The sequence below is a fragment of the Pseudarthrobacter sp. TE9888 genome (assembly GCF_056279345.1).
Genome location: NZ_JBWBRD010000002.1, coordinates 4,260,319 through 4,285,659 on the forward strand (window position 1 = coordinate 4,260,319; position 25,341 = coordinate 4,285,659).

20 protein-coding genes and 2 tRNA genes are annotated in these 25,341 nt (G+C 66.6%); 9 read left to right on the forward strand and 13 right to left on the reverse strand.

What is annotated here, in order from left to right; all coding sequences use genetic code 11:
* Window positions 1-84 precede the first annotated feature (84 nt).
* Complete coding sequence (locus ACZ9J7_RS20320; RefSeq protein ID WP_476211755.1) at window positions 85-507, forward strand: hypothetical protein; 423 nt, start codon at window positions 85-87, stop codon at window positions 505-507.
* 107 nt (window positions 508-614) lie between these two features.
* On the opposite strand, the gene ACZ9J7_RS20325 is transcribed toward ACZ9J7_RS20320, so the two are convergent.
* Window positions 615-1,310 (reverse strand): hypothetical protein, encoded by a 696-nt coding sequence (locus ACZ9J7_RS20325; RefSeq protein WP_476211756.1) that lies wholly within the window; start codon window positions 1,308-1,310, stop codon window positions 615-617.
* Between the two features lie 196 nt (window positions 1,311-1,506).
* On the opposite strand from ACZ9J7_RS20325, the gene ACZ9J7_RS20330 reads away from it, so the two are divergent.
* From ACZ9J7_RS20330 to ACZ9J7_RS20345, 4 genes are all read left to right on the forward strand, one after another.
* Complete coding sequence (locus ACZ9J7_RS20330; RefSeq protein WP_476211757.1) at window positions 1,507-2,448, forward strand: J domain-containing protein; 942 nt, start codon at window positions 1,507-1,509, stop codon at window positions 2,446-2,448.
* A gap of 23 nt (window positions 2,449-2,471) precedes the next feature.
* On the forward strand, window positions 2,472-2,939 hold the full coding sequence (locus ACZ9J7_RS20335; RefSeq protein WP_476211758.1) for a tRNA (cytidine(34)-2'-O)-methyltransferase: 468 nt from the start codon (window positions 2,472-2,474) through the stop codon (window positions 2,937-2,939).
* Window positions 2,940-3,156: 217 nt separating this feature from the next.
* Window positions 3,157-3,765 carry a sigma-70 family RNA polymerase sigma factor gene (locus tag ACZ9J7_RS20340; RefSeq protein WP_347887263.1) on the forward strand — a complete coding sequence of 203 codons (609 nt, stop codon included), beginning with the start codon at window positions 3,157-3,159 and terminating at the stop codon, window positions 3,763-3,765.
* A 10-nt stretch (window positions 3,766-3,775) separates the two neighbouring features.
* Window positions 3,776-4,636 carry an anti-sigma factor gene (locus tag ACZ9J7_RS20345; RefSeq protein ID WP_476211759.1) on the forward strand — a complete coding sequence of 287 codons (861 nt, stop codon included), beginning with the start codon at window positions 3,776-3,778 and terminating at the stop codon, window positions 4,634-4,636.
* Between the two features lie 66 nt (window positions 4,637-4,702).
* On the opposite strand, the gene ACZ9J7_RS20350 is transcribed toward ACZ9J7_RS20345, so the two are convergent.
* The 4 genes from ACZ9J7_RS20350 to ACZ9J7_RS20365 all read right to left on the reverse strand — a co-directional run bounded on the left by ACZ9J7_RS20350 (window position 4,703) and on the right by ACZ9J7_RS20365 (window position 9,141).
* The gene (locus ACZ9J7_RS20350; RefSeq protein ID WP_476211760.1) at window positions 4,703-5,482 is read right to left on the reverse strand and encodes a PIG-L deacetylase family protein; all 780 of its coding nucleotides are present in this window, start codon (window positions 5,480-5,482) and stop codon (window positions 4,703-4,705) included.
* Between the two features lie 4 nt (window positions 5,483-5,486).
* The gene (locus ACZ9J7_RS20355; RefSeq protein WP_476211761.1) at window positions 5,487-6,434 is read right to left on the reverse strand and encodes an electron transfer flavoprotein subunit alpha/FixB family protein; all 948 of its coding nucleotides are present in this window, start codon (window positions 6,432-6,434) and stop codon (window positions 5,487-5,489) included.
* Window positions 6,435-6,447: 13 nt separating this feature from the next.
* Window positions 6,448-7,239, reverse strand: coding sequence for an electron transfer flavoprotein subunit beta/FixA family protein (locus ACZ9J7_RS20360; protein ID WP_476211762.1), 792 nt, complete (start codon window positions 7,237-7,239; stop codon window positions 6,448-6,450).
* Between the two features lie 237 nt (window positions 7,240-7,476).
* Entirely contained in the window at window positions 7,477-9,141 is a 1,665-nt protein-coding gene (locus ACZ9J7_RS20365) for a S1C family serine protease (RefSeq protein ID WP_476211763.1), read from the reverse strand.
* A 271-nt stretch (window positions 9,142-9,412) separates the two neighbouring features.
* Here ACZ9J7_RS20365 and ACZ9J7_RS20370 point away from each other — a divergent pair, with 271 nt between their 5' ends.
* The 3 genes from ACZ9J7_RS20370 to ACZ9J7_RS20380 all read left to right on the forward strand — a co-directional run bounded on the left by ACZ9J7_RS20370 (window position 9,413) and on the right by ACZ9J7_RS20380 (window position 13,882).
* Window positions 9,413-11,470, forward strand: a complete 2,058-nt coding sequence (locus ACZ9J7_RS20370; protein WP_476211764.1) for a TPM domain-containing protein — start codon at window positions 9,413-9,415, stop codon at window positions 11,468-11,470.
* A 107-nt stretch (window positions 11,471-11,577) separates the two neighbouring features.
* Window positions 11,578-12,366 carry a PspA/IM30 family protein gene (locus tag ACZ9J7_RS20375; RefSeq protein ID WP_476211765.1) on the forward strand — a complete coding sequence of 263 codons (789 nt, stop codon included), beginning with the start codon at window positions 11,578-11,580 and terminating at the stop codon, window positions 12,364-12,366.
* A gap of 88 nt (window positions 12,367-12,454) precedes the next feature.
* On the forward strand, window positions 12,455-13,882 hold the full coding sequence (locus ACZ9J7_RS20380; protein ID WP_476211766.1) for a cryptochrome/photolyase family protein: 1,428 nt from the start codon (window positions 12,455-12,457) through the stop codon (window positions 13,880-13,882).
* Between the two features lie 24 nt (window positions 13,883-13,906).
* Here the strand turns inward: ACZ9J7_RS20380 and ACZ9J7_RS20385 are convergent, their stop codons facing one another.
* From ACZ9J7_RS20385 to ACZ9J7_RS20405, 5 genes are all read right to left on the reverse strand, one after another.
* Window positions 13,907-14,839: a cytochrome b/b6 domain-containing protein gene (locus tag ACZ9J7_RS20385; RefSeq protein WP_476211767.1), complete on the reverse strand. Its 933-nt coding sequence runs from the start codon at window positions 14,837-14,839 to the stop codon at window positions 13,907-13,909.
* A gap of 140 nt (window positions 14,840-14,979) precedes the next feature.
* Window positions 14,980-15,053 (reverse strand) — tRNA-Met (locus ACZ9J7_RS20390).
* A 148-nt stretch (window positions 15,054-15,201) separates the two neighbouring features.
* Window positions 15,202-15,275: transfer RNA gene (locus ACZ9J7_RS20395), tRNA-Met, on the reverse strand.
* Window positions 15,276-15,393: 118 nt separating this feature from the next.
* On the reverse strand, window positions 15,394-18,393 hold the full coding sequence (locus ACZ9J7_RS20400) for a UPF0182 family membrane protein (protein WP_476211768.1): 3,000 nt from the start codon (window positions 18,391-18,393) through the stop codon (window positions 15,394-15,396).
* Between the two features lie 162 nt (window positions 18,394-18,555).
* Window positions 18,556-19,722, reverse strand: coding sequence for a YlbL family protein (locus tag ACZ9J7_RS20405; RefSeq protein WP_476211769.1), 1,167 nt, complete (start codon window positions 19,720-19,722; stop codon window positions 18,556-18,558).
* A gap of 136 nt (window positions 19,723-19,858) precedes the next feature.
* On the opposite strand from ACZ9J7_RS20405, the gene ACZ9J7_RS20410 reads away from it, so the two are divergent.
* A complete protein-coding gene (locus ACZ9J7_RS20410; RefSeq protein ID WP_476211770.1) occupies window positions 19,859-21,340 on the forward strand; it encodes a zinc-dependent metalloprotease in 1,482 nt (493 codons plus the stop codon).
* An 80-nt stretch (window positions 21,341-21,420) separates the two neighbouring features.
* Here the strand turns inward: ACZ9J7_RS20410 and ACZ9J7_RS20415 are convergent, their stop codons facing one another.
* The 3 genes from ACZ9J7_RS20415 to nudC are packed head-to-tail and all read right to left on the reverse strand — an operon-like array spanning window position 21,421 to window position 25,245.
* Entirely contained in the window at window positions 21,421-22,035 is a 615-nt protein-coding gene (locus ACZ9J7_RS20415) for a M48 metallopeptidase family protein (protein WP_476211771.1), read from the reverse strand.
* Window positions 22,032-24,167 (reverse strand): ATP-dependent helicase, encoded by a 2,136-nt coding sequence (locus ACZ9J7_RS20420; RefSeq protein WP_476211772.1) that lies wholly within the window; start codon window positions 24,165-24,167, stop codon window positions 22,032-22,034. Before ACZ9J7_RS20420 ends, ACZ9J7_RS20415 begins: the two co-directional genes overlap by 4 nt.
* A 55-nt stretch (window positions 24,168-24,222) precedes the next feature.
* A complete protein-coding gene (gene nudC / locus ACZ9J7_RS20425) occupies window positions 24,223-25,245 on the reverse strand; it encodes an NAD(+) diphosphatase (RefSeq protein WP_476211773.1) in 1,023 nt (340 codons plus the stop codon).
* Window positions 25,246-25,341: the final 96 nt, after the last annotated feature.

Here is a 25,341-nt window from a genome sequence, read left to right on the forward strand (position 1 = left end):
CCTCCAATTCCAAAGTCAAGATCTCTTGATTATAGACCTGAGAGTTTCTAAAATTGGCATACCTACTTTTAGAAGGAGAGCACCATGAAATCAGCATCCGCAATGCGGGCCCAGCATGCGCCAGCGACAATGCCGCCGGCACGGCAGGCGTTCCTGCTGCTGCGAACCGTGTTCACCGTCGCGCCGATCCTCTTCGGCCTGGACAAATTCACCAACATCCTCACGCACTGGACCATGTACCTGGCACCCCAGGCCACGGCCATCGTTCCGCTGCAGCCGCAGGCCTTCATGTACATCGTGGGAGTAGTGGAAGTCATCGCAGGCGTGGCAGTGGCGGTGCGCCCCAAGTACGGCTCGTTGATCGTGGCCGCATGGCTGGCAGGAATCATCGTCAACCTGCTCCTGCTGGGAAGTTTCTACGACGTTGCCCTGCGTGATTTCGGCTTGCTGGTCGGCGCCCTGGCTTTGAACCGGCTGTCAGTGGGGGCGGTCCGGACCGCCGCGTGATTCCGGCAGCATCGCCAGGCGAGCGGACACCGCAGCCCCATGGAACCGCCGCCGGCAGCTGAGCCCTCCAGCCGCCGGCGGTTTTCTGTTTCAGGACCTGGCGCGGCTCACGCGGCCGGAGGAACCAACGGCAGGTAGCGGACGACGTCCTGGCGGGCAGCGTCGAGGGTTGCCGCGTCCGGACAGGATACGGATAAGTAGGCCGATGAACCGGCAGTACCAAATAGGCGTGCCAGCACCTCCGTGGAGCGTCCACCGGGAACGGCCTGCTCCAGCGCCAGTACTTCCACGCTCCGGCCGGGAGCCTCCGGCGTGCCGCCCCACTTCAAGGTTGACGTCTTGAGGTAGGAAGGCTGGATGCCCGCATCGAGGTACTGGAACAGGGCCACTGTGGACTCCCTGTCATCTCCACGCACCAGCGCGGCCTGGCCTGTGCTGGTCCGGGCGGCAACCATGCAGCCATCGGCCTTGGCGTATTGGCTGCCGCCGGCCACGTTGTCCTTCACCATCCTCCACCCGGGTGCGCCTTTGAGGTCATCGGAAATCCCCACGGCCGTCCCGGGTGCCAGGTCGCCGCCGGCAGCGAAAGGCATGTCGCGCGCTGCCACCGCGGCGGCATCATGGCCCGGTGTGATGGTGGGAGTGGCCAGGACGGGGGTACTGGCCGGAGCTGGGATGACGGAGGGATCCCGGACATCCACGCTGCACCCGCCCAGAAGCAAGGCCCCCACGCAGCCAATGGCAAGGGGCACTCCCCCACGCCATCCCCTGCCGGCCCGCTCCGCCGTCGTCGGCATGTCCATCTCCACTCCGTTACATCCCCTGCGGCCCGTGTTCGCACCGCGCAGGCACGAGTCTAGACTCAGCCCTCCCGGGAACCCGCACGCCCGGCCTGTTCGTTGTCACCGCAGGCGCACCGTCCACGCTGGCTAGACTGGGCGGGCACTCCGCTTTCCGGCCGGGAACCGGAAAGCCGGGCACCAAGAGAAGGAAGATTGCTTGACTGAGAGCAGCAGCTCCCACTACCAGGTCCTTCGGGTGGCCGTCACCGCCACCGAGAAGGAGATCAAGGTGGCCTACCGGCGCGCGGCCAGGACGGCGCACCCGGACCACGGGGGTGATGCCGCAACCTTCCGCCGTGTAACCGCTGCCTATGAGACCCTGATCGACCCGCAGCGCAGGAAGGCCTACGACCGTTCCTATGGCGCGGGCACGGCGCGCGAGGGCTCGTCCGATGCCGGCGCCCACTTTGATGCGCCGGCGGCCGGCAGCCGGGCGTCCGCCACGGTCCGCAGGCCGGACAATGGCCGGAATACGGCGGGAGACCCGCCCGTCTACGTTCCGCCCTACGAAGGAAGCGACGTTCCACTCATCCCCCTGGCCCAAGCGCGGCAGCAGGTGCACGGGATGCCCCGGAAGCGGGGCATCTTCGGCGCGGAGGCCCGTATCCAGAGGGAAATGCGCACCGTGCAGCTGCTGACACGGCAGGTGCTTCCGGCCATCCCTGCGGCACGGCTGATCAACGGGCTGCAGTCACCGGCGGACAACAGCCACATCGACCATGCCATCCTTGCCGGCTACCGGCTGGCCCTGGTGAACTCGATGCTCCTGCCCAGGGGCGCCTACGCCTGGGACGGCCGGACCCTCAACCACGGTGGCCGCGCGGTCGCACCCCCGCAGCTTGCCCGGGTGGTCTGGGCCATGCAGGACATTTTTCCCGAGCTCAACGTCACTGGCTGGACGGTGGTGCACAGCCCCGACGGCAACCTCCACGAACCGGTTATCGACCATCACCGCCGCCCCGGCGGAGCGCTGGAGACCGTCCAGATCGTCAACGCGGCAGGCATGGTGCGCGGCCTGAAGGAATTCCTGGCGTCCGGGCCGGCCCCCAATACCGTAAACATCCCGGTTCTGGCCAGGCTGCTGCGCGGCATGCACTGAGGCCGGGTGGCTAGGATAGGGAGGTGTTCCGCATCCTTTTCCATGAACCAGAAATCCCCGGCAATACTGGCAACGCCATCCGTCTGGGCGCCATTACCGGCGCCGAACTGCACCTGGTGGAACCCTTGGGTTTTGACTTCTCCGACGCCAAGCTGCGCCGGGCCGGCCTCGACTACCATGACCTCGCCGTCGTCACCGTCCACAAGGGCATCGAGGACGCGTGGCAGCACCTGCAGCCCGAACGCGTCTACGCGTTCACGTCGGACGGCACCACCAGCTACACGGAAATTGCCTACCGTCCGGGAGACGTCCTGATGTTCGGGCGCGAATCGGTGGGCCTGCCGGCGGAGCTGAAAACGGATCCGCACGTAACCGCCACGGTGCGACTGCCCATGCTGCCGGCCCTCCGCTCCCTCAACCTCGCCAATGCCGCGTCGATTGCGGTCTACGAGGCCTGGCGCCAGCAGGGCTTCGCGGGCGCCAAAATCTAGGACTCCGTTCGGGGCCGGAGTCCCACGGCCGGGCTGGAATGAAAAACTTACCGGCCGCCCCATCCACCCTCCATGCGGCGCCGAATGACTTTTGAAGACATTCCAGCGGACCAAGGAGCGGCAGGTGACCCTACTGGAGGCACGTTCCAGGCCGAACAACCGTATCCGGCACGGCACTGCTGATGATCCGTCGCCCGGAGACTTATGCTTGGACGTAATGGAAACTCCCAACGCGCCGAACTCCGAAGGCTCCGCCGCGGTGACCGACCCACCGGCAGACCTCAGCCAACGCCTCTCGGCCCTTTTGGCAGGGATTGCCCGCGGGGACCAGGCGGCTTTCGCCGAGTTCTACCAGCTCACGTCCCGCAGGGTCTTCGGCATGGCGCGCCGCGTCCTGATCGATCCTGAGCTCAGTGAAGACACCACCCAGGAGGTATTCCTGCAGGTCTGGCAAAACGCTGCGAAGTTCGATCCCCAGGCGGGGAGCCCCCTGTCCTGGCTGATGACCATCGCCCACCGCCGGGCCGTGGACAAGGTCAGGTCGTCGCAGTCCGCCACGGACAGGGAAGCCAGGTACGGTGCCAGCACGCAGGAAATCGACCACGACACCGTGTCCGACGAAGTGGGCAGCCGGCTGGAGGCCGAGGCCGTGGTCCGCTGCCTGGGAACGCTGACCGAAACACAGCAGGAGTCGGTGCGCCTGGCGTACTACGGCGGCCTCACCTACCGGGAAGTCGCCGAACGGCTCAATGCCGCAGTTCCCACCATCAAGTCCCGCATCCGCGATGGACTGATCCGTTTGAAGACCTGTCTGGGGGTGAGTTGAGTTGAGTGGAATGGATGAAACCCGTGATGGCCGTTCGCGTGCCTTCGGTGACACCGTGGCCATGGATCTTGCGTCCGGGCGCACAGTGGACCTCGCTGAGCTCTATGCCCTCGATGCGGTGACGGAGCAGGAACGCCAGGCCATAGACAGCTATATCGCCACCGCCCCGGAGACCGAACGCCGGGACTTCCTTGAGCGTGTCCGGCAGTCCCGTGAGGCACTGGTCCGCACTTTCCGTGCGGAGGAGGACCCGCCGTCGGACCTTTTCCAGCGGATCATCGCCCAGCTCCCGGCCCAATTGCCGGGCCAGGACGGACTCTCCGGCGGAGACGCGCAGGCGCCGGCCGCAGGCGCCGCCCCGGCTCCGCAGCAGCGGCCGCTCGATGAGCTGGCGCAGGCCCGGAAGCGCCGGGAGCAGCGCCGGGGCGGGTCCGGCACGCGCCGGTGGCTGGTGGGCGTGGCAGCGGCCGCAGCCATCGCCCTGGGCGGCGTAGGCGTGGGCGCGTACATGGCCGACCAGAACGATCCCGTCAACCAGGTGGCCAGGGCCAACGACCTGCGGGAGGCCTCCGTGAACGTGGTGGGCGGCGGCAAGGCAACCCTCCTGATCTCAGCGTCCGAAGACGCAGCAGTGGTGAAGATGAGCGGTGTACCCGCTCCTCCTGCCGGCAAGGTCTACCAGATGTGGCTGATACCCAAGGACGGCTCCGCTCCGGTGTCGCAGGGCCTGATGGACGAGCAGGCGCTGTCCAAGCCTGCCGTGGTCCAGGGCATCCACTCGGCGGCATCACTGGGCATCACTGTCGAGCCTGCAGGCGGATCCAAGGCACCCACACTGCCCACGGTGGCGGCGGCCCCGCTGGGCGCGTAGCACCTTCATCAACGCAAAAGTGCCCCGCTCCTTTTCATCAAAGGAGCGGGGCACTTTTCGTGTGGTTTAGAAGCCCGCGATGGTGCCGGGCCCGTTGATTGCCACCACATGGAACGCCTCCGCGCTGCGCCCTTCTGGAAAGCCGGCCCTCGCGGCGTTCAGGTGCATGCCCCTGCGGACGGTGGCCTCCATGGCCTCCACGTCCGGGTGCTGGCTGACATGGACGTGGATGGCGGCGAGCTTGGCTTCCACCTGGCCGGTGACGTCGACGAAGTGGTTTTCCCGTTCCCCGGGGCCGGCGTAGAGCCACAGCCACGGCAGCTTGTACGCTTCCAGGCCTGCTTCTGCCAGTTCAGGGTAGGCAAAGGGGTTTTCGAGGGCAGGGTACACCGCGCGGGTTACCGCCTCCCCCACGGCCAGGTGGTCAGGATGGCTTTTTTGGATCCGTTCCCAGTTCCGTTCCGGGTGCATGGCAAGGACGACGTCGGGACGGATTTCGCGGATCAGCTGCACCACTCCTTTCATCACCTCGTGCGACGGTTCGAGGTACCCGTCCCGCTGGTGGAGGTAGTGGATGTCGGTGACGCCCACCAGTTCCGCGGCCCGACGCTGCTCGGCATCGCGCATGGCGATGATGTCCGCGCGGTGGGCCGGATCGAAGCCGCCGGCGTCGCCGTCGGTCATGATGCAGTAGCTCACCTGCACGCCGGCCGCCGTCCACGCGGCGACGGTACCCGCAGCGCCGAAGTCGATGTCGTCAGGGTGGGCCGCAAAACAGAGCACCCGCCCAACCCGGTGGATATCCGGGTTGAACGGGCTCTGTGCCTGCTTGGAGGAGGCAGTCAACGAGTCAGCCTTTTCGCTTCTTGATCTCGGCGGTGGCCTGCGGGAGGACATCGAACACGTCGCCGATGATCCCGAAATCGGCGATCTCGAAGACCGGGGATTCGGCATCCTTGTTGATCGCAACGATGACCTTGGAGGTCTGCATGCCGGCCTTCTGCTGGATGGCACCGGAGATGCCTGCCGAGATGTACAGCTGCGGGGAGACGGTCTTGCCGGTCTGTCCCACCTGGGCGTCGTGGCTGATCCAGCCGGCATCCGTGGCCGCACGCGATGCACCCACCGCAGCTCCCAAGGCATCAGCCAGTTCCTCGACGGGACCGAAGTCGCCGTCCATGCCGCGCCCGCCGGCCACCACGATGCGGGCATCGGTGAGGTCGGGACGGCCGCTGGCCACTTTCTGCTCGCGGGCGGTGATGCGGGCGGCAGCGGCTACTGCCGGGACCTCCACGGTTGCGGTTTCCGGGCTGGTGGCTGCGGGAGCCGGTTCCGGGGTGACGTTGTTGGCTTTGAGGGTCAGCACGGACACGGGCGTCGTGGCCTTGCAGGCGGTGGTGTAGGAGCCGGCCAGGACCGACTTGTGTGCGGTGCCGTCCGGGTCCACGGCGACGACGTCGGTGATGACGCCGGCGTTCAGGCGGATGCCCAGCCGTGCCGCAATCTCCTTGCCTTCCGGTGAGTTGTCAAGCAGCACAATGCCGGCGCCGGTGCTTTCGGCCGCGGCGGCCAGGTAGGCGGCTTTGGGCGCCACCAGGAAGTCGTCCAGGTTGTCCGTTGCCGGGCGCAGGATAGCCTCCACCCCGTACTCGGCGAACGTGGCGGCGGCGCCCTCGGACAGGTCTCCGTTGAGCGCCACGGTGCTCCCGCCCAGGGAACGAGCCAGGGTCAGCAGTTCGAGGCTGCTCTTCTTGAGCGAGGCGCCGGGGTGGTCGATGAATACAAGTACATTTGCCATGTCGTTGTCCCTCTTAGAGCAGCTTCTGGGCGGCCAGGAAGTCAACCAGCTTGATGCCGGCGTCGCCTTCGTCGGTGATGATGGTGCCCGCGGTCCTGGGCGGCCGCTGTTCCGCGCTGGCCACGGTGGTCCAGGAACCGGCGAAACCCACCTGGGCGGGGTCCACGCCGATGTCGGCCAGGGACAGCGTGCTGATGCTCTTGCGCTTGGCGGCGATAATGCCCTTGAAGTTGGGGTACCGGGGTTCGTTGATCTGGTCCGTGACGGATACGACGGCGGGCAGCGGCGCCTCCACCGTTTCCGATGTGGTGTCTGCATCGCGGCGGGCAACCAGCCGGCCGCCGTCGACCTCCAGCGTGGAAGCGAACGTCACCTGCGGAAGCCCCAGCCGCTCGGCCAGCTGCGCCGGCACCAGCGAGGTCTCCCCGTCGGTGGAGGCCATGCCGGTGAGGACCAGGTCCACCCCGCCCAGGTGGCGGACGGCGGCGGCGAGCGCCAGCGAGGTGGCTGCGGCATCCGAGCCGGCCAGGGCATCGTCCGTGAGGTGCACGCCCTCGGTGGCACCCATCTGCAGGGACTTCTTGACCGCGTTGACAGCTCCGGCAGGGCCCATGCTGAGGGCGATGACCTGGTTGCCCGCCTTGCTTCCGCCCCGCGCTTCGGTGAGCTGGAGTGCGGCCTCGAGCGCGTACTCGTCAAGCTCGGAAAGAATGCTTTCGTCGCGGTCCGCGGTGTTCCCCTCCCCGTTGAGGTGGCGGTCGAACTGGGCGTCCGGTACATGTTTGACCAGGACTACGATCTTCAATGTCTCTTCCACTGTTTCTGCAGCAGCCTTCCATGCTTGTGGACAGCCAGCCGGGTGGGACTTGGCCGCGATATGCCCGGCAGGCGGGTAAACCCTAGCTAACCATATCGGCGGCTTCCCGCGCCCCCTTCCGTTAACGCCTGTGTCAGGCATTCTGCATGGGTGCAGGAACGACGGCGGCGCCCCCTTTGGTGGGGACGCCGCCGTCGTCATGGCTTGCGTTGGTGTTGACCTGCCTTAGCTGGCGGCCGCACCCAGCGTGACATCGAAGGTCTGCTCGCTTCCGCCGCGCTGCACGGTGATCTTCACCTTGGATCCCGCCGGCTGTTCGCGGACGGCCGCGGTCAGCTGGTTGGGCTCGCCGATGGTGAGGTCGTTGAACTTGGTGATCACGTCACCGGCTTTGATGCCGGCCTTCCCGGCCGGTGAGCTGCCGTCCACTGTGGCGACGTCGGCCCCCACCGAGAACTCGGAGTTTGCGCCGGAGGACGACTTGGCCTTGACGCTGACGCCCAGCTGGCCGTGGGAGGCCTTGCCCGTGTCAATGATTTCCTGGGCCACCCGCTTGGCGTTGTTGATGGGGATGCTGAACCCGACGCCGATATTGCCGCTTTGGGACGTTGACGTGCCGGACCCTGCGGAGGCGATGGCCACGTTCACGCCGATGATCTCGCCCTTGCTGTTCACCAGCGCGCCGCCGGAGTTACCGGGGTTGATGGCCGCATCAGTCTGGATCACGTTGATGGCGATGGATCCCTGGCCGGAGCTTTGCTGGCTCTGGCCGCCGCCCGGAGGGGCAAACTGGAAGCCCTGGTCACCGCCCTGGCTGTTGTCGCCGCCCTGCGGGGCCGCCGACGAAGCGACGCTGATGGTGCGGTTCAGGGTGGAGACGATGCCGTCCGTGACCGTACCTGTCAGGCCCAGCGGGGACCCGATGGCGATGGCCGTATCACCCACGTTGAGCTTGGAGGAGTCACCCAGGGTGGCTGGGGTGAGGCCTGAGGTGTCGTCCACCTTGATCACGGCGAGGTCGGACAGCGGGTCGGTGCCCACCAGCTTCGCGGGCAGGACCTTCCCGTCGCTGGTACGGATTTCCAGGGTGGCGTTCGCGGTCTGGCCGTCGAGGGTCACCACGTGCGTGTTGGTCAGGATGTGCCCCTGGTCGTCCAGGACAATGCCCGAACCGGTGCCCCCTGAGCTGCCGCTCGTGGCGCTGATGGTGACGACGCTGGGTGAGGCCTTCACGGCAGCTGCCGTAATGGCGTTCACGTCGTCCTTGTTGTTGACGATGACCGTACCGGGCTGGTTGCTGCTGCCCACGGTTGAGGCGCTGGAGCCGGTGTGTCCGAACAGTTCACCGGAGCCCACCGTTGCCACGCCGCCACCCACGAGGCCCGCTGCGAGGATGCTTGCCACGAGGGTACCTACGCCAAAGCTGGCCTTCCGGCGCGGCGCATCCTGGGGGTTGGGCGCCAGGCCGACACTTCCGTTCTGCGTGCCATGGCCCGCCGCATGCATCGGCTGGCCGTTCTGGTGCTGCTGCTGGCCGTACTGTCCGGACTGGCCGTAGAAAGGCTGCCGCTGCGGGTAGACGGGCCGTGGGGCTCCGGGCAGCTCCTGGGTATGGTTGCCGTGCGCCTCCGGACGGTCGAGCCGTTCCGTGTTGTCCTGGGGTGCGGCGTTGTTCCGGAGTGCCGCGCCGTTAGGCCCGGCCGCCTGGCCGTACTGCTGGTCACCGGCGCCGTAGCCGCGGTCCTGGCCGTCGCCGGCAGCGCCGTTGCTCCCATACTGAGTGTTGGCCGGGCGGTTTCCGGGCTGCTGCGGGACCTGCTGCTGCCAAGGGGCCCGGCTGTTCCCCTGGTTGTCCTCCGGGACCGGTCCTGGGGTTTGATTCTCAGTCATGGGACTTCCTTTCATCCTCGTCTGCCATTAACTATGACCCGTCCCGCTGGAACAAGCTCGGATGTTTGCTGAGAGCTTCCTGAACGCCGGGCGGACCCGCGCACCGTTTCGCTGGCGGCATATTCGGCCGCATGGACGGGCTGTGGGGTGCACCATAGAATCAAGATGAATTGCCACAGCGACCTGCGGCTTCACACCAAGCGTGGGGGCGCTGCTGGATTCGACGACTGATTCGTCCCGAATCGGTGTCAGGCGTGCTGAAGGGTTGCACATGCGGTCAAAGTTCAAACGTTTCCTTGCCGTGATCGGCCTTGCCGGGCTGCTGGCGGTTCCCGCCGGTGCTGCCTGGGCCGAAGACCCGGTAACCATTCCTTCCGGAACCAACATCGTTGACAATGCCAATGTGCTCGGCAGCCGGAAGGGTGAGGTCCAGGATGCCATCCAGAAGCTGCTGAAGGACCACAAGTACAACCTTTACGTTGTCACGGTGAAGTCGTTCGAGAACCCTTCTGACCCCACGGCCTGGAGCCAGGCTGTGGCCACTGCCAAGGGCATGGGCAAGGCGGACGTCATCCTTGCCATCGCGACCGACCAGGGCAAGTACTATTTCTCCCCCAACTCCGCCAGCGCCATCTACTCCAAGCGCAGCAATATCACCCAGAATGCAGTGGTGGCCAACCTCGCCGGAGGCAAGAGGGACTTCGCCCAGGCTGCCATTGACACCGCTTCCGCCGTTGGCGACGCCGCCGGCGGGGGCAGCGGCAGTGTCTCCTCGGGCAGTGGTGCCGGCGCCGGCATCCTGGTGGGTGCAGGCGTGGTGGTCGCCGGTGGCGGCGCCTACCTGTACTACCGCAACCGCCGGAAGAAGGCCGCAGCCCAGGCGGCATCCAGCGGAAGCTACGGCCCGCAGGGCGCCGAGCTGGACCCGCTGGCATCGCTCAGCGTCGAGGAGCTGCGCCGCAAGAGCGGTTCCCTGCTGATCGAAGCGGATGACGCCATCAAGTCCAGCGAGCAGGAACTCGGCTTTGCCCAGGCGCAGTACGGGGATTCCGCCGTCGGAAACTTCACCAAGGCGTTGGACGAAGCCAAAGCCCACATGACGGAGTCCTTCAAGCTGCAGCAGCAGCTCGATGACCACATTCCGGATACGGAGGAGCAGCAACGGACCTGGCTGGGCGAGATCATCCGCCGCTCCGAGGCCGCCCTCGAATCCCTGCAGGAGCAGAAGGCCGACTTCGATTCCCTGCGCGAGCTGGAGAAGAACGCGCCCCAGGCACTTGCAGCCGTCAACGCCGGGGCCCGTGAGGCCGACGGCAGGATCTCCAGCGCCGAGAACTCCCTGCAGGAAATGCGCGCCAAGTATGCCGACAGCGCGCTGGCTCAGGTTTCGGACAACATCGTGCAGGCCAAGGAACGGCTGGCCTTCGTGCAGAACGCTTCCGAAACGGCCCAGCAGAAGCTCGGTGAAGGCGAAGGAAGCCTGGCCGCAGTGGCCGTCCGCGCGGCCGAGGAAAGCCTGCACCAAACCAACGTCCTGGTGGAAGCGATCTCCAAAGTGGCCGCCAACCTTGATGAAGCAAGGAACGGAATCGAAGCGGCCGTCGTGGACACGTCCCAGGACCTGGCCCAGGCAAAGGCCATCATCCAGTCCGGAGCCCATCCGGAGCTGGCGGGTCCGGTAGCCGCGGTGGAGGCCGCACTGGCCCAGGTGAAGACCGAGATCCAGGGCGGACGGATCGACCCCATCGCAACCCTGCAGCGGGTCGAAACCGCCCACCAGTCCCTGGACCAGGCCCTTACGGGGATCCGCGACCAGCAGGACCAGGCGCGGCGTGCGCAGGCATCCCTTCAGCAGACCATCATGTCGGCACAGGCCCAGATCAGCGCCACCTCCGACTACATCACCGCCCGGCGCGGCGGCGTGGGCACCGAGGCGCGCACCCGGCTGGCCGAGTCCCAGCGGAACCTCGACTATGCGCTGTCCATCTCCCGCACCGATCCGGTGACCGCACTCACCTACGCGCAGCAGGCGCATGCCCTGGCAGCGCAGGCCGCACAGCTGGCGCAGGCCGATGTGGACCACTTCGACGGGTACGCCAATCAGGGCTTCGGCCGCGGCGGCATGTTCGGCGGCGGAGGCGGGGGCGGACTGGGAGGCGCCATCCTGGGCGGCATCCTGATCAACTCCATCCTCAACGGGGGCCACGGAGGCTGGGGCGGCGGCGGAGGCGGCGGCTGGGGTGACGGCGGCGGCGGTGGCGGCTGGGGCGGAGACTCCGGTGGATTCGGCGGCGGCGACTTCGGCGGCGGCGACTCCGGCAGTTTCTAGAGACTTCCGCCGGTCACGCCGGAAGATCCCGGCGGGCGGACAGACGCAGGACACCACTGTGCACCGGTTCCAGTGGTCAACACAGAGCAGGACGAAAGGCAAACACCATGGTTAAGCAGTCCATTTTCGGCCGGATCGCGCAGCTGGCAAAGGCGAACATCAACTCCTTGCTGGACAACGCCGAAGATCCGCAGAAGATGCTGGACCAGATGGTCCGCGACTACACCAACAACATCGCGGAAGCCGAGTCCGCCGTGGCGCAGACCATCGGCAACCTCCGGATGCTGGAAGACGACTACAACGAGGACGTCAAGAACGCCCACGACTGGGGAAACAAGGCGCTTGCCGCCTCGCGCAAGGCAGACGAATTCCGTGCGGCCGGCGACGTCGCCGACGCCGAGAAGTTCGACAACCTGGCCAAGGTTGCGCTGCAGCGCCAGATGGCGGCCGAAAGCGAAGCCAAGGGTGCCGAGCCCAGCATCGCCTCCCAGCGGGAGGTGGTGGACAAGCTGAAGACCGGCCTTGAGCAGATGAAGAACAAGCTCAACCAGCTGACCAGCAAGCGCAACGAGCTCGTTGCCAGGTCCAAGACTGCAGCGGCGCAGTCCCAGGTCCATGACGCCATTAAGAGCATCGACATCATGGATCCCACCAGCGAGGTTGGCCGCTTCGAAGAAAAGATCCGCCGCGAGGAAGCCAAGGTCCGCGGGCAGCAGGAGCTGGCAGCCTCCAGCCTGGACGCCCAGTTCAACCAGCTTGAGGACCTGGGCGAGCAGACGGAAATCGAAGCCCGGCTGGCGGCCCTTAAGGCCGGAAACTCCAAGGGAGCCCTTGGCGCCGGGAGCCCCGCCTCGTCCGAATCCACCGTCGACGAAGCCGACTTCGACAAGCTTTAAGGATCGGAGCAGGGCTGCGGCTGGATAGCACCAATGGCCGGGACGTGGTCCCGGCCATTGGTGCGTCCGCGGTGTGTAGCGTGGTGCCATGACTTCTTCCGATCGCACATCCCTGGTCTGGCTGCGCGACGACCTGCGGCTGGACGACAACCCGGCCCTGGCAGAGGCCGCCCGCCGGGGTGCACCGCTGACGGTGGCCTACATCCTTGACGAGGAATCCGACGGCGTGCGGCCCCTTGGCGGGGCTGCCCGCTGGTGGCTGCACCACTCCCTGGCCGCACTGGCCGCCGACCTGGAAAGCAAGGGATCCCGGCTGGTCCTCCGACGTGGTCCGGCCGCGGACGTCGTCAAGGACCTCGCCGTCCGGACGAAGGCAAGCCACCTCTTCTGGAACCGCCGTTACGGACAACCCGAACGGACTGTCGACGCCGGGCTCAAGGACTGGGCGGCCGGGAACGGGATCGAGGCCGCCAGCTACCAGGCGAACCTCCTCTTCGAGCCCTGGACAGTGAAGACGGGGGCAGGCGGGCCGTACAAGGTCTATTCGCCCTTCTGGCGGGCGTGCCTGGCATCCCAGGACATCCGTGACCCCCACGACGAACCCGACGGGCTGCCCGGTCCCGCGCCCTCCGGGAAGGGCCTGCCCGGCAGTGACACGCTCAGCAGCTGGCAGCTCCTGCCCGCCAAACCCGATTGGAGCGCCGGGCTGGCCGCCACCTGGCTACCCGGCGAAAAAGGGGCCCTGGAGCGGCTTGAGGACTTCCTTGACGGTCCCATCGAGGAATACGGCACAGGCCGGAACCTGCCCGGAACCGAGGGCACCAGCCGGCTGTCACCACACCTGCGCTTCGGTGAGGTGAGCCCGTTCCGCGTGTGGCGGGAGATCCGCCGCCGGCATCCACACAAGGTCCCCACCGACGTCGGTACTTACCGGGCCGAACTGGGCTGGCGGGAATTCAACTGGCACCTGCTGTACCACAACCCCGACCTGGCAACCCGGAACTTCCGGCCTGCCTTCGACAACTTCCAGTGGGCCTCCCCCAACCGGCAGGAGCTCGCCGCGTGGCAGCAGGGAAACACCGGCTACCCGCTGGTGGACGCCGGCATGCGGCAACTGTGGCAGACAGGCTGGATGCACAACCGGGTGCGAATGGCTGCCGCATCCTTTCTGGTCAAAAACCTCCTGACCGATTGGAGGGTCGGGGAGGAATGGTTCTGGGACACCCTAGTGGACGCCGACGCCGCGAACAACCCCGCCAACTGGCAGTGGGTGGCGGGCTCGGGCGCGGACGCCTCACCGTACTACCGGATCTTCAACCCGGTGACCCAAAGCAAGAAGTTCGACGCCGACGGCCGGTACCTGCGGGCCTTCATCCCCGAACTCCGGGAACTCAAAGGCAAGGAAATCCACGAACCGTGGACAGCAGACACCCACGGCTACCCCCAGCCGCTGGTGGACCTGCCGGAATCCCGGGAACGGGCCCTGGACGCCTACCAGAAGATCAAGAACGCCTGACCGGGCCGCTGGCGCGGATCCGCGTCAGCGGCTGACTTTGCCCATCAGGGAGGCGATGGGCCGCAGGAAGATTGGCCGGGCCAGGAACCAGGCCGCGACCATGACCGCCACGGAGGCGGCAAAGACCCAGAAACCGAACCAGCCGCCGTCGTCGCTTCCCCCGTACATGTGGTTCAGGTTCCGCAGCGCACCGGTGGTCAGCACCAGGAAGACGTGCACCACGATGAACGCCACGAAGTAGATCATCACCGGGAGGTGGACGGCGCGGGCCCATTCGATGGGGAATGCCTTGTTGAGCCCGGCTGCCTTTTTAGGCCACGCTCCGGACATCCGCAGTCCCGTGATGAACGCCAGCGGCGCCGCGATGAAGACGGTCACGAAGTAGGCGAGCAGCTGCAGCGCGTTGTAATTGATCCAGCCGTCCTCGGTGGGCCAGTCCAGCGACGCGTACTGCAGCGCGGCTGACAAAGCGTTGGGGAAGACATCCCAGCTGGTGGGGACGATGCGCATCCACTGGCCGCTGGCGAACAGCAGGACGGCGAACACGAGTCCGTTAAGGATCCAGAGCGCATCCAGGGTGAGGTGGAACCACAGCTCCAAGGTGATCTTGGTCGGAGCGTTCCTGGTGCGGATCAGGCCCTTGTTGTTCCGGGTCCAGTGACCGCTGGGGCGTGTGGTGGTCCGCACCTGCCACCCGGTACGGATGATCAGGAGCAGGAAGAACGCGTTGAGGAAGTGCTGCCACGCCAGCCAGGCCGGGAAGCCTACGGGCGCGTTGTCCGGCAGCTGGGATTGGCCCGGGTAGTCGGCGAGGAAGGATGCCACCGCCGGCAGCCCCACGATCAGCCTGGCGGCCAGGACCACCAGGACCAGCGCCACGAGGACGGCGGGAACCATCCAGTAAAGCCGGGACCGCTTACCCGTCGCGGAGCCGGGCTTCTTCGTGGGTGTGGCCATCGAACAACATACCTCTCAGGAATGACTGGGGGCTGCCCGCAGATCGCGGGACCCTTCGAAAGAGAATACTAGGAACTGGCCGTTTCCAAGGAAAAGGAAAGGCCCCGGCCGGCGTAACTGCCGGCTGGGGCCTTCATAAGTTGCGGGGACAGGATTTGAACCTGTGACCTCTGGGTTATGAGCCCAGCGAGCTACCGAACTGCTCCACCCCGCGTCGCTTGATCAACACTACCCTACTTTGGCGGCGGCTCCGACCACAGTCCCGCAAACCACAGCCCCGCCGACCGCAGTCAGGGGAACACCCCTGCAGCGGGAAAGCAAAAGGCCCGGACATTGTTTCCAATGTCCGGGCCTTTCCTCAGTTGCGGGGACAGGATTTGAACCTGTGACCTCTGGGTTATGAGCCCAGCGAGCTACCGAACTGCTCCACCCCGCGTCGCAGAATCTACTTTACCGGGAGGTGAACCGCAGGCCAAATCGTGGCGGCGTGACGTCCAACACGCCAACACGGCACCCGGTCCTGCCGGACCGGGTGCCGTGGGGCCGTCGTCGTACTACTGCCCTGCCGACGGGGACGGCGAAGCAGAAGGCGACCCGGAAGGCGAGGGAGCCGGGCTGGCCTCCGGAGCGGTGGCCGGGATCTTGGCCTCGGCATCCATGGCCTTCTTCAGCGCAGCGGAAACCTTCTTCTGCGCGTCGCCGTATGCGGCGAAGTCACCCGCGGCCAGTGCCGTCTGGCCTGCCTGGATAGCGGAGTTCGCCTCGTCCAGCGCCGCCTTCAGCTGGGCCTTGGCATCCGCCTCCGCAGGGGTTGCAGGGGCTGACGGGCCGGCCGGTGTTTGCCCGTTGTTGGCGGAGTCTCCCGCGGCTGCTCCCGAATCACCGCCGAAGAGCTGCTTGAGGGCCGCGTCGAGGGTCGGCGCAAAGCCCACCTTGTCACCGAAGGCCACCAGCACGCGCTGCAGGGTGGGGTATGACGTCTCACCGGTCGACTTGAGGTAGACCGGCTGGACGTAGAGGATGCCGCCGCCCACCGGCAGGGTGAGCAGGTTGCCGTTCAGCACGTCGGACGCACCCTGCCGCAGCAGGTTAAGGGCCTGGGAAACGGTGGGGTCGGAGTTGAACTTGTTTTGTGCCTGTCCCGGGCCGGGCACCTGTGTTTCCGGCGGGATCTGGAGCAGCCGCAGCTTTCCATAGCCGTCAGCCTTCACACCGGCCTGGTTGCCTGCATCCGAATCCGCGGCGAGGAACCCGTACAGGACGTTGCGGGCATTACCGTTCACGATCTGCGGGATGAAGGACGACGTCAGCTGGAACGCCGGCTTTTGCTGGTCCGGCATCTGCAGCGACATGTAGAACGGCGGCTGCTTGACGTCGGTGGACACGGTGGGGTCAGCCGGCGTGCTCCAGACGTCGTTGTTCTTGTAGAAGCTGGTGGGATCCGTGACGTGGTACTGCCCCAGCAGCTCCCGCTGGACCTTGAACAGGTCCTCCGGGTAACGGACGTGGCTCATCAGCGCGCCGGACATCTCCGAGTACGGCTTCAGCGACGACGGGAAGACCTTCTGCCATGCCTTGAGGACCGGGTCCGTGTCGTCCCAGGCGTAGAGGGTGACCGAGCCGTCGTAGGCGTCCACAGTGGCCTTGACCGAGTTGCGGATGTAGTTCACCGTGCTGTTGGGCAGGGCCACGGCGCGGCCGGAGCTGGTCTGCGAATCGGCGGTGGCATCCGACAACTGCTTCTGCTGCGAGTAGGGGAAGTACTGGCTGGTGGTGTAGCCGTCGACGATCCACTTCACGCGGCCGTCCACCAGCGCCGGGTAGGCGCCGCCGTCAACTGTCAGGTACGGGGCCACCTTCTGGACCCGCTCCCGCGGGCTCCGGTCGTAGAGGATCTGCGAATCCGCGTTCACGCCATCGGAGAGCAGCAGGTCCGAAGACTGGAACTTGATGGCGTAAAGGATCTTGTTGAAGAACGAGCCAACGTTCGGGCCGCCGTTGCCCTTGAACGTGTACTGGGTCTCGCCCTCCCCTTCCTTGCCGGAGGGGCGGTCCTGCTCGCGCGGCGTGGCGCCGTCGGGCGCGCCCACGATTGAATACTCGGGAGACGACTCGCCGAAGTAGATCCGCGGTTCATAGGTGGTGTCGTTGCCCAGCACGCCCGTGGAGGGAATGCCGGACTGGAGGAATTCGGGTTTGCCGTCAACGGTGAACTTGTTGCCCTTGGCCGCCACTACCCCGTACCCGTGGGTGTAGACCACGTGCTGGTTCAGCCAGCCCTGCTGGTTGGTGGCCACGTTCGTGGGGTTCAGTTCCCGCACCGCGATCACGGTGTCCTGGATCTTCCCGTCCACCTCGTAGCGGTCCACGTTCAGGGCCTTGGGGAACTGGTAGTACGGGCGGTACTGTTCCAGCTGCGCGAACGCGTCGGAAATCAGGTTCGGGTCCAGGAGCCGGATGTTGGCCGTGGTCTGCGCGTCCGGCGCGAGCGCACCGGTGTTGGCGGTGTTGGTGGCGTCGTACCGGGTTTCCTGGATGCTGTCCAGGCCGTAGGCCTTGCGGGTGTTGTCGATGTTGCGCTGGATGTACTGGCTTTCCAGCGTCTGCTCTGATGGCCGGACCTGGAACTGCTGGATGACCCACGGATAGACACCGCCGGCCAGGATAGAGGTGATGATCAGCATGGCCGTACCGATCACCGGCAGGCGCCAGCGGCCGATGACGGCGGCAACGATGAAGAGGATGGCTACCAGGGCGGCCGCGACGGCGAGGATGGCCTTGGTGGGGATGACGGCGTTGACATCGGTGTAGAGGGCGCCGGCCCAGCGGCCGCCGTTGCTCTGCACGGAAGAATAGCGGTCCAGCCAGAAGTTGACGCCGAGGAGCACCAGGAACGCGGCACCGGTAACAGCGATGTGGATCTGGGCCGCGCGGCTGGTGAACACGCCGCGCTCCATCAGCCGGATGCTGCCGTAGAGGTAGTGCGTGAGGATTCCGGCGATGCCTGCGATCACCACCACGCTGATCAGGAACCCGGTGACGAAGCCGAGGAAGGGCAGGGTCATCAGGTAGAAGCTGATGTCCATTTTGAACTGCGGATCGGTCTGGCCGAAGCCGACCTGGTTGAAGAAGAGCAGGACCTTCTGCCATTGGCTGGCGGCTGCGCTGCCCGCAAAGAGTCCGAAGAGGACCGGCAGGCCCACCATTACGATCCTGCGGACCGGCTCCAGCTGGGCCTGGTACCGGTTGAGGTTGTCCCGGACCTCAGAGTCCGGGGCGTAGACGGGCCGGGCGTTGTAGGCGATGCGGATGGAGAAGAACACCGCGGCGAACATGATGGCGAAGCCGGCCACAAAGGCGGCGATCTTGGCGAGGTTTTCGGTGATGAAAACCTGGATGAAGCCCAGTTGCCGGTACCAGAGGACGTCGGTCCAGACGTTGGCGAAGAAAATGAAGCCCACTACCACCAGGGCGACGACGATCAGGGTGGGCGTCAGGGCTCCCCGTCGCGATGGGGGCCTTCCTGTGGACGTGGTGTTGGCGGGACGGGACAAACTGGGTACCTCATAGCTGGTCGTCGAGACATTCGAAGCGTGCGAGCGACGTACGGTACCGGTCAAACGGCTGGTTTCGTCCGTCATCAGTGCCACGAGTGGCGGTAAAGCTTAGTTCCTGTCGAAACTGTTTGGGCCCAGTCTATGCATGGCGCAGGCGGCCTATTTGCCCGTGCATGCCGGGAGGGCGGATGTGTCCTGCCCGCTCGCGGCCACTTCCACGGCGTGCCGCGCCTCCCCGAGGTTCTCCACGCGCACCACCTGGAGGCCGGCCGGGATGTGGCCGGCGACCTCATCGCAGTTGCTGGCGGGCGCCAGGAACAGGGTGGCACCGGAGGACCGCGCACCCCGCATCTTTTGCCCGATGCCGCCAATGGGGCCTACCGTTCCGTCCGGCGAGATGGTGCCGGTGCCGGCGATGTGCTTCCCGCCGGTGAGGTCGCCCGGCGTAACCGTATCGATGATCCCCAGCGAGAACATCATGCCGGCGCTGGGGCCTCCCACCTTGTCCAGCGAGATCTGCACCTGGAACGGGAAGCTGAACAAGTACTTCAGCATGACGCCGAGAATGAAGCGGCCCTGGCCGTTGTCCTTGGGCGTCACCTCGAGGGCGACAGGCTGGCCGGCGCGTTCCACCGTCACCGCGGCCGGGGCTCCCTTGCCCGCAGCCAGTTCATCCTGGATGACGGCGAGGGAGGTGATGTCCTTGCCGTTGATGGACTTGAGGATGTCCCCTTGCTGGATCTTTCCCGCTGATGCGGAGTCCTTGGACAGCCCGGCGGCCTGCAGCTGCTGGCCGAACGGAATCTTGAGTTCGTTCAGGGCGGAGGCCACGGCGTTCTCCTGGGACGTGGCCATGGCCACGGCGCTCTGCTCCTGTGCCTCCTCCTTGGTGGTTCCCGTGGGATAGATCAGTTCCACCGGGTAGACGGCTTTGGAACTGTCCAGCCATGCGGAAAAAGCGTTGAGGATGTTTACCGAGCCGGTGGGGCCACCATCGACATACACCGTTGTCAGGTCCAGGTTCCCGGCTGCGGGATACGTTTCGTGGCCGCTGATGTTGATCACGGGGTGCCCCTGGCTTTGCCCCAGCGTGTTGTAGGTGGGCCCGGGCGATTCGATGACGTACGGCACCGGAAGCGTGCCCACCGCTATTCCCAGCCCCAACGCAGCCAGCCCGGCAACCATCATGGTGGACAGCCGCCTGCGGGGCCGGCCGCCGTCGTCCTCCCCGGGGCTGTGCCCTGCACCTGCTGGGCCGGCGCTGGAGAACGGGGAAAGGTCTGGAACGTGGTCCTCGGAGGGGTGGCCGCCACGGGTTGTAGTCACCCACCAACAGTACGCGGTGAAGGCACGCCGGGGGTGCTTTGCCTAGAGCGAACGACGGCGGCGGGCGGCAGACAGCGGACCCCCACCGGGGTACCGTGAAGGTTGATCAACAGTCACACCATCGATCGGCGGGACCATGACCTCCAACCCACTCAATCCGTCCAACGGCGACGACACCCCCCAGGATCCGTTGACCGAAATGCTGCAGAACCTGATGGGCGGCAAGGGGATGGAAAATTTCGACCCCTCCGAGCTGGCCAAGGCTGCCGGCCTGCCGGACGACCCCAACCTGCTGGCCCAGATGTTCTCCCAGGTGCAGGCCATGATGAGCGCCCCGTCAGAGGGCCCCGTGAACTGGACGCTGGCCCACGACAACGCCCGGCGCGTGGCGGCCGGGAGCTCCGATCCGTCGGTTTCGGCGCAGCAGTCCCGGGAGGTGGACGAGGCCCTGCGCCTTGCCGAACTGTGGCTGGACCCGGTCACCGACCTGCCCGCCACCGGCCTGATCGGCAAAGCCTGGTCGCGCGCGGAGTGGGTGGAGGCCACCCTTGGCACCTGGAAACGGCTGACCGAACCCGTGGCCAACAGCATCGCCAACGCCCTCTCCTCCGCCATGACGGAGCAGATGCCGGAGGAGATGAAGTCCATGATGGGCGGCGCCTCCTCGATGCTGCAGAACATGGGCGGCGCGATCTTCGGCATGCAGCTGGGCCAGGCCATTGGCGCCCTGTCCAAGGACGTGGTCAGCTCCACCGATATCGGCGTCCCGCTGGCGGACCTGGAGATGGCGCTGCTGCCGGCAAACGTTGCGGCCTTCGGGGAGGGACTGTCCCTGCCGGAGAACGACATCCGGCTGTTCCTGGCTGTCCGGGAAGCGGCCCACGCCCGGCTCTTCGTGCAGGTGCCCTGGCTGCGCGGACACCTGCTGGGCGCCATCGAGGCGTACGCCCGCGGCATCCACATCGACACCTCGCGCATCGAGGAGCTGGCCCGCGATCTTGATCCAAGCAACCCCGAGGGCATCCAGGAAGCCCTCTCCCAGGGTGTCTTCATGCCCCAGCGGACACCCGCGCAGGAACAGGCGCTGGAGAAACTTGAGACAGCGCTGGCCCTGGTGGAGGGCTGGGTGGACGAACTGACTGCGGCGGCCACCGAAAAGGTGCTGCCGTCGGCCGGTGCGCTGCGCGAAACCGTGCGGCGCCGCCGGGCAACCGGTGGCCCGGCGGAGCACGCCTTCGCTTCCCTGGTGGGGCTGGAGCTGCGGCCAAGGAGGCTGCGCGATGCCGCCACCTTGTGGGCCACGCTGAAGGATGAACGCGGCATCGAGGGCCGGGACGCCATCTGGCACCACCCCGACCTGCTGCCCACCGCCGAGGACCTTGACGACCCCAAGGGCTTCAGCTCACGCCGCAAGCTCGCCGAAGCCAGCGACAGCGAAGTCGACGACGCCCTGCAGAAACTGCTCAGTGGCGGGTTTGACGGTACCTCCGCTGAAGAAGGGGGCGGCCCGGACACCGGGGACGCTGCCAAGGATGCCGGGGATGCTGCCAAGGATGCCGGGGATGCCGGCGGGACGGACGACGACGGCGAACCCGGCCACCCCAAAGCTGATACGTAACAGCAGATGAGCGCCCCGGCGGGCCAGGATGTCCTGGCCCGCCGGGGCGTTTCCACGTCCGGTGTTGACCGGGATGGAGGCTAGTCGGCGTCCCCGCTGCCGGCTGTCCCGTCCTTGTCCAGGCCCAGGGCCGTGGCAAACGAAACACCCTCCAGGAACGCTTTGGCCCGGCCGGTTTCGGGGTATGCCTCCAGCAGCTTCCAGAATGCGGCATTGTGGGAGGCCACCAGGAGGTGCGCCAGTTCGTGCAGCAGCACGTAGTCGATGACCCACTGTGGCATGGGCCGCAGTTTGTCCGACAGCCGGATGGTTCCGTCAGCCGGCGTGGCGGAGCCCCACCGGGAGTTCTGGTTGCTGACCCAGCGCACGGAGGTGGGAACCGGCCGGCCGCCGAGGTACTGTGCCGACAGCCGTGCGGCGTGGGCGGCAAGAGCGTCATCGCCCGCGGGCCGGCGGCGCCCGGCAGCAGCGCGCCGCACCCCCTGCCTGTGCAGCTTCGCGAGCATGCGCTGCACCCACTCCCGCTCCTGGGCAGCTGTGAAGCGGGCCGGGATGGCGACTACCGCAGTTCCGTCCTCCCAAAAGGCTGCAACGGTCCGCGTCCGCCTGGCGGAGCGCCGTACCTCGACGGGGGAACCGTCGGAGGTGGTCAGCGGGGTACCGTGGCGTGTTCCGGGACCGGCGGCAGCACTCACAGGACAGAACTTTCGGCGAGGACCCGGAGGACGTCTTCCCCGTACTTTTCCAGCTTGGACGGCCCGACGCCTGCCAGGCCGGCCAGTTCCTCCAGGGAAGCTGGCCGGGCCTCGGCAATCGCCGTGAGGGTGGCATCGGTGAAGACGACGAACGCGGGGACGTCTGCGGATTGGGCGACGTCGCGGCGCCAGTTCCGCAGGGCGTCGAACGTCTGTTCTTCATAGCTGGGCGGACACGCATTGCAGCGGCCCACCTTGCGCTCGGCCCCGGTGGCGAGCATGGTGCCGCATACCCGGCACACAGCGGGTGCGGCAGCCTTCCGGCGGGGCGGGGCACCTTTTCCGCGGACGCTTGAACTGGCCACCGAGTCAGGCCGCAGTCCGTCCAGGAACCGGGACGGCTTCCGGTTGGCGCGGCCGCCGGGAGTCCTTGCCGTGCTCCAGGAGAGGTAGAGGTGCTCCCGGGCGCGGGTGATGCCGACATAGAGCAGGCGCCGTTCCTCATCCACGGATTCGGGTGAATCGGCAAAGGAAATCGGCATCAGGCCTTCGCTGAGCCCCACCAGGAAGACCGCGTCCCATTCCAGGCCCTTGGCTGCGTGGAGGGAGGCAAGGGTAACGCCCTGGACTGTCGGCGCGTGCTGGGCCAGGGAGCGTTCCTGGAGTTCGTTGACGAAGTCCGCCAGGCCGAACTGGGGCCCGCGGTTTTGGACGAGTTCGTCGGCGAGCGCCACCAGGGCCGCGAGGGATTCCCACCGCTCGCGCAGGGCCCCGCCGCTGTGCGGAGCGGAATCCGTGTAGCCCAGGGAAGAGACGATGTCCCGGACCAGCTGGCCCAGGGGTTCCGGCGCGTCGGTTTCAGAAACAGCCCGGGTGGCTGCCCGGAGCTGGAGGATGGCATCCCGGACCTCCTTGCGGGCGAAAAAGCGTTCGCCGCCCCGGAGCTGGTAGCCGATTCCTGCCGCTGCCAGCGCCTGTTCGTAGGCCTCGGACTGTCCGTTGGTGCGGAAAAGGACAGCTACCTCGCTCGCCGGTGTCCCGGCGTCGAGCAGTGCCTTGATCTTCTGGGCCACCGTGGCGGCCTCTGCCTCGTCATCCGTGCATTCGGTGAACTGGGGCACCGGGCCGGCCGGGCGCTGCGCCACGAGCTGAAGGGGGGCTGCCCAGGCGGCGTCGGCGGTGGGCCCGCCACTGCGCCGTCCGGCCAGCAGGTCGTTGGCCAGTTTCACCACCTGCGGGGTGGAACGGTAGTCCCGGACGAGCTTGACCACGTTGGCCTGCGGATAACGTGCTTTGAAGTCCAGTAGGTGCCTGGGCGATGCGCCGGTGAAGGAGTAGATGGTCTGGCTCGCATCACCCACCACGCATAGTTCGTCACGGCCGCCCAGCCAGAGCTCCAGGAGCCGCTGCTGGAGCGGGGAAACGTCCTGGTACTCATCCACCACGAAGTGGCGGTACTGTTCCCGGACCGTGGCGGCGACCTTCTCGTCCTCCTGCAGAATGCCCACCGTGATCAGCAGGACGTCCTCGAAGTCGATCACGTTGCGGTCCGTCTTGACGTCCTCATACGACTGGAAAACGCGGGCCACGGCGGTGAGGTCGAATCCTCCGGGTGCGCCCCTCCCCTGGGCGTTTTCGAGGTAATTGGCCGGGGTCAACATGGAGACTTTGGCCCATTCGATCTCGGAGGCAAGATCCCGGATTGAAGCCCGGTCCGTGCTGAGCCGGAGCCGCCGGGCGGCCTCGGCAAGCAGCTGGGCTTTGTGGTCCAGCAAGTTCGGCAGGGTGCCGCCGACGGCCTGGGGCCAGAAGAACTGCAGCTGCCGCAGCGCCGCGGCGTGGAAGGTGCGGGCCTGCACGTTTCCGGCACCGAGATCGCGCAGGCGGCTGCGCATCTCCGCCGCCGCCCGGGCGGTGAACGTCACTGCGAGCAGGCGCTGCGGGCTGTAGACGCCGGAATGCACGCCATAGGCAATGCGGTGGGTGATGGCACGGGTCTTTCCGGTCCCCGCGCCGGCCAGCACGCACAACGGGCCGCTCAGCGTACTGGCCACCTCACGCTGTTCCGCATCAAGCCCGCCAAGGATCCGGTCCTCCAGGGAGGCTGCTCCGTCAAAATGTTCTGTAGTCACTTCTGCTGCTTTATTTCTCGACTACCGCGTGCTGGAGTCTGGTGGATGGAATAACTTAGGCGCCGGCCAGGTCCTGGATCCGGCCGCCGTACCAGTGCTCAATCAGCGAGCGGGCAATGGAAAGCCTGCTGGAAATCGTGATCTCGCCACTAAGCACCGCTTCCTGAAGCTCCTCGCGGCTGAACCAGCGGGCCCTGGTGACCTCCACGCCGTCGGGCGTTGCCTGGGCGTCCTCGGTGACGGCGGTAAATCCAAGCATAAGGGAGGCCGGGAACGGCCACGACTGGGAGCCAAGATACTGGCAGCCCGTGACCCGGACGCCTACCTCTTCCTGGATCTCGCGGACCACGGCTTCCTCCAGGGACTCCCCCGGCTCCACGAACCCGGCCAGCGTGGAGTAGTTCCTTGCATCCACGGGCCCGCCGCCGCCAAGCAGCAGCCTGCCGTCCGGGCCGACGACGGTGACGATGATGGCGGGATCAGTGCGGGGATAGTGTTCAGAATTATCCGCCGGGCACCGGCGTACCCAGCCGCCGGCTTCAACATCCGTGGGCGTACCGCAGCGGGGACAATGCGTATGGGCTGCGTGCCAGTTGGCAATGGCGCTGGCTTCGACGAACAAGGCTGTGGAAGTGGTGGTCAGCCCCCCGGCGACCTCCCTGAATCCTGCCCAGGAGGCATCCGCGGGAATGCCGGCGGTGCCGGGCTCCGGAGGTGCAGGCAGGACGAACAGCAGCAGTTCGGTCCCGGCCGGGATGTCCGCGGCAGGCAGGGCGGATCCGAGGTAGACCACCAGTTCCGGCGCTGATCCTGCCTCCTGGAGCCGGTCGAGGAGTTCCCTGGCCTTGACCAGGACCAGGTTGCTGCCACGCACCAATCCCTGGCGCCCTGAAAGTACTGCTGCCACCGCGTCCGTCCCCGCCAGCAGGTCATCGATCATCCCGGGCCTGATGCGTGCGGCAGACCCACGGTCCACCAGTGCCGGCCTCACCGGGAGCAGGGTGTCCACGAGGTGGTTCGCCGGCAGCGGTGCCGGCACAGCCTGGTGGACGGGTAGGGCGGACTCCGTGTGGCTCATGCTTCCACCGTACTGACTGCCACCGACATTTCACATTCAGGGCGGGGCGCCTTCGAACTGCGGGTCCCCCCTAATTCCAGCTATCTGGAGACTCGC

Coding starts and splice junctions, on each gene's coding strand:
- ACZ9J7_RS20370 (WP_476211764.1), top strand. CDS start 9,413: ATGCGGTCAAAGTTCAAACGTTTCCTTGCCGTGATCGGCCTTGCCGGG.
- ACZ9J7_RS20410 (WP_476211770.1), top strand. CDS start 19,859: ATGACCTCCAACCCACTCAATCCGTCCAACGGCGACGACACCCCCCAG.
- ACZ9J7_RS20375 (WP_476211765.1), top strand. CDS start 11,578: ATGGTTAAGCAGTCCATTTTCGGCCGGATCGCGCAGCTGGCAAAGGCG.
- ACZ9J7_RS20320 (WP_476211755.1), top strand. CDS start 85: ATGAAATCAGCATCCGCAATGCGGGCCCAGCATGCGCCAGCGACAATG.
- ACZ9J7_RS20340 (WP_347887263.1), top strand. CDS start 3,157: ATGGAAACTCCCAACGCGCCGAACTCCGAAGGCTCCGCCGCGGTGACC.
- ACZ9J7_RS20345 (WP_476211759.1), top strand. CDS start 3,776: ATGGATGAAACCCGTGATGGCCGTTCGCGTGCCTTCGGTGACACCGTG.
- ACZ9J7_RS20365 (WP_476211763.1), bottom strand. CDS start 9,141: ATGACTGAGAATCAAACCCCAGGACCGGTCCCGGAGGACAACCAGGGG.
- nudC (WP_476211773.1), bottom strand. CDS start 25,245: ATGAGCCACACGGAGTCCGCCCTACCCGTCCACCAGGCTGTGCCGGCA.
- ACZ9J7_RS20355 (WP_476211761.1), bottom strand. CDS start 6,434: ATGGCAAATGTACTTGTATTCATCGACCACCCCGGCGCCTCGCTCAAG.
- ACZ9J7_RS20380 (WP_476211766.1), top strand. CDS start 12,455: ATGACTTCTTCCGATCGCACATCCCTGGTCTGGCTGCGCGACGACCTG.
- ACZ9J7_RS20385 (WP_476211767.1), bottom strand. CDS start 14,839: ATGGCCACACCCACGAAGAAGCCCGGCTCCGCGACGGGTAAGCGGTCC.
- ACZ9J7_RS20325 (WP_476211756.1), bottom strand. CDS start 1,310: ATGGACATGCCGACGACGGCGGAGCGGGCCGGCAGGGGATGGCGTGGG.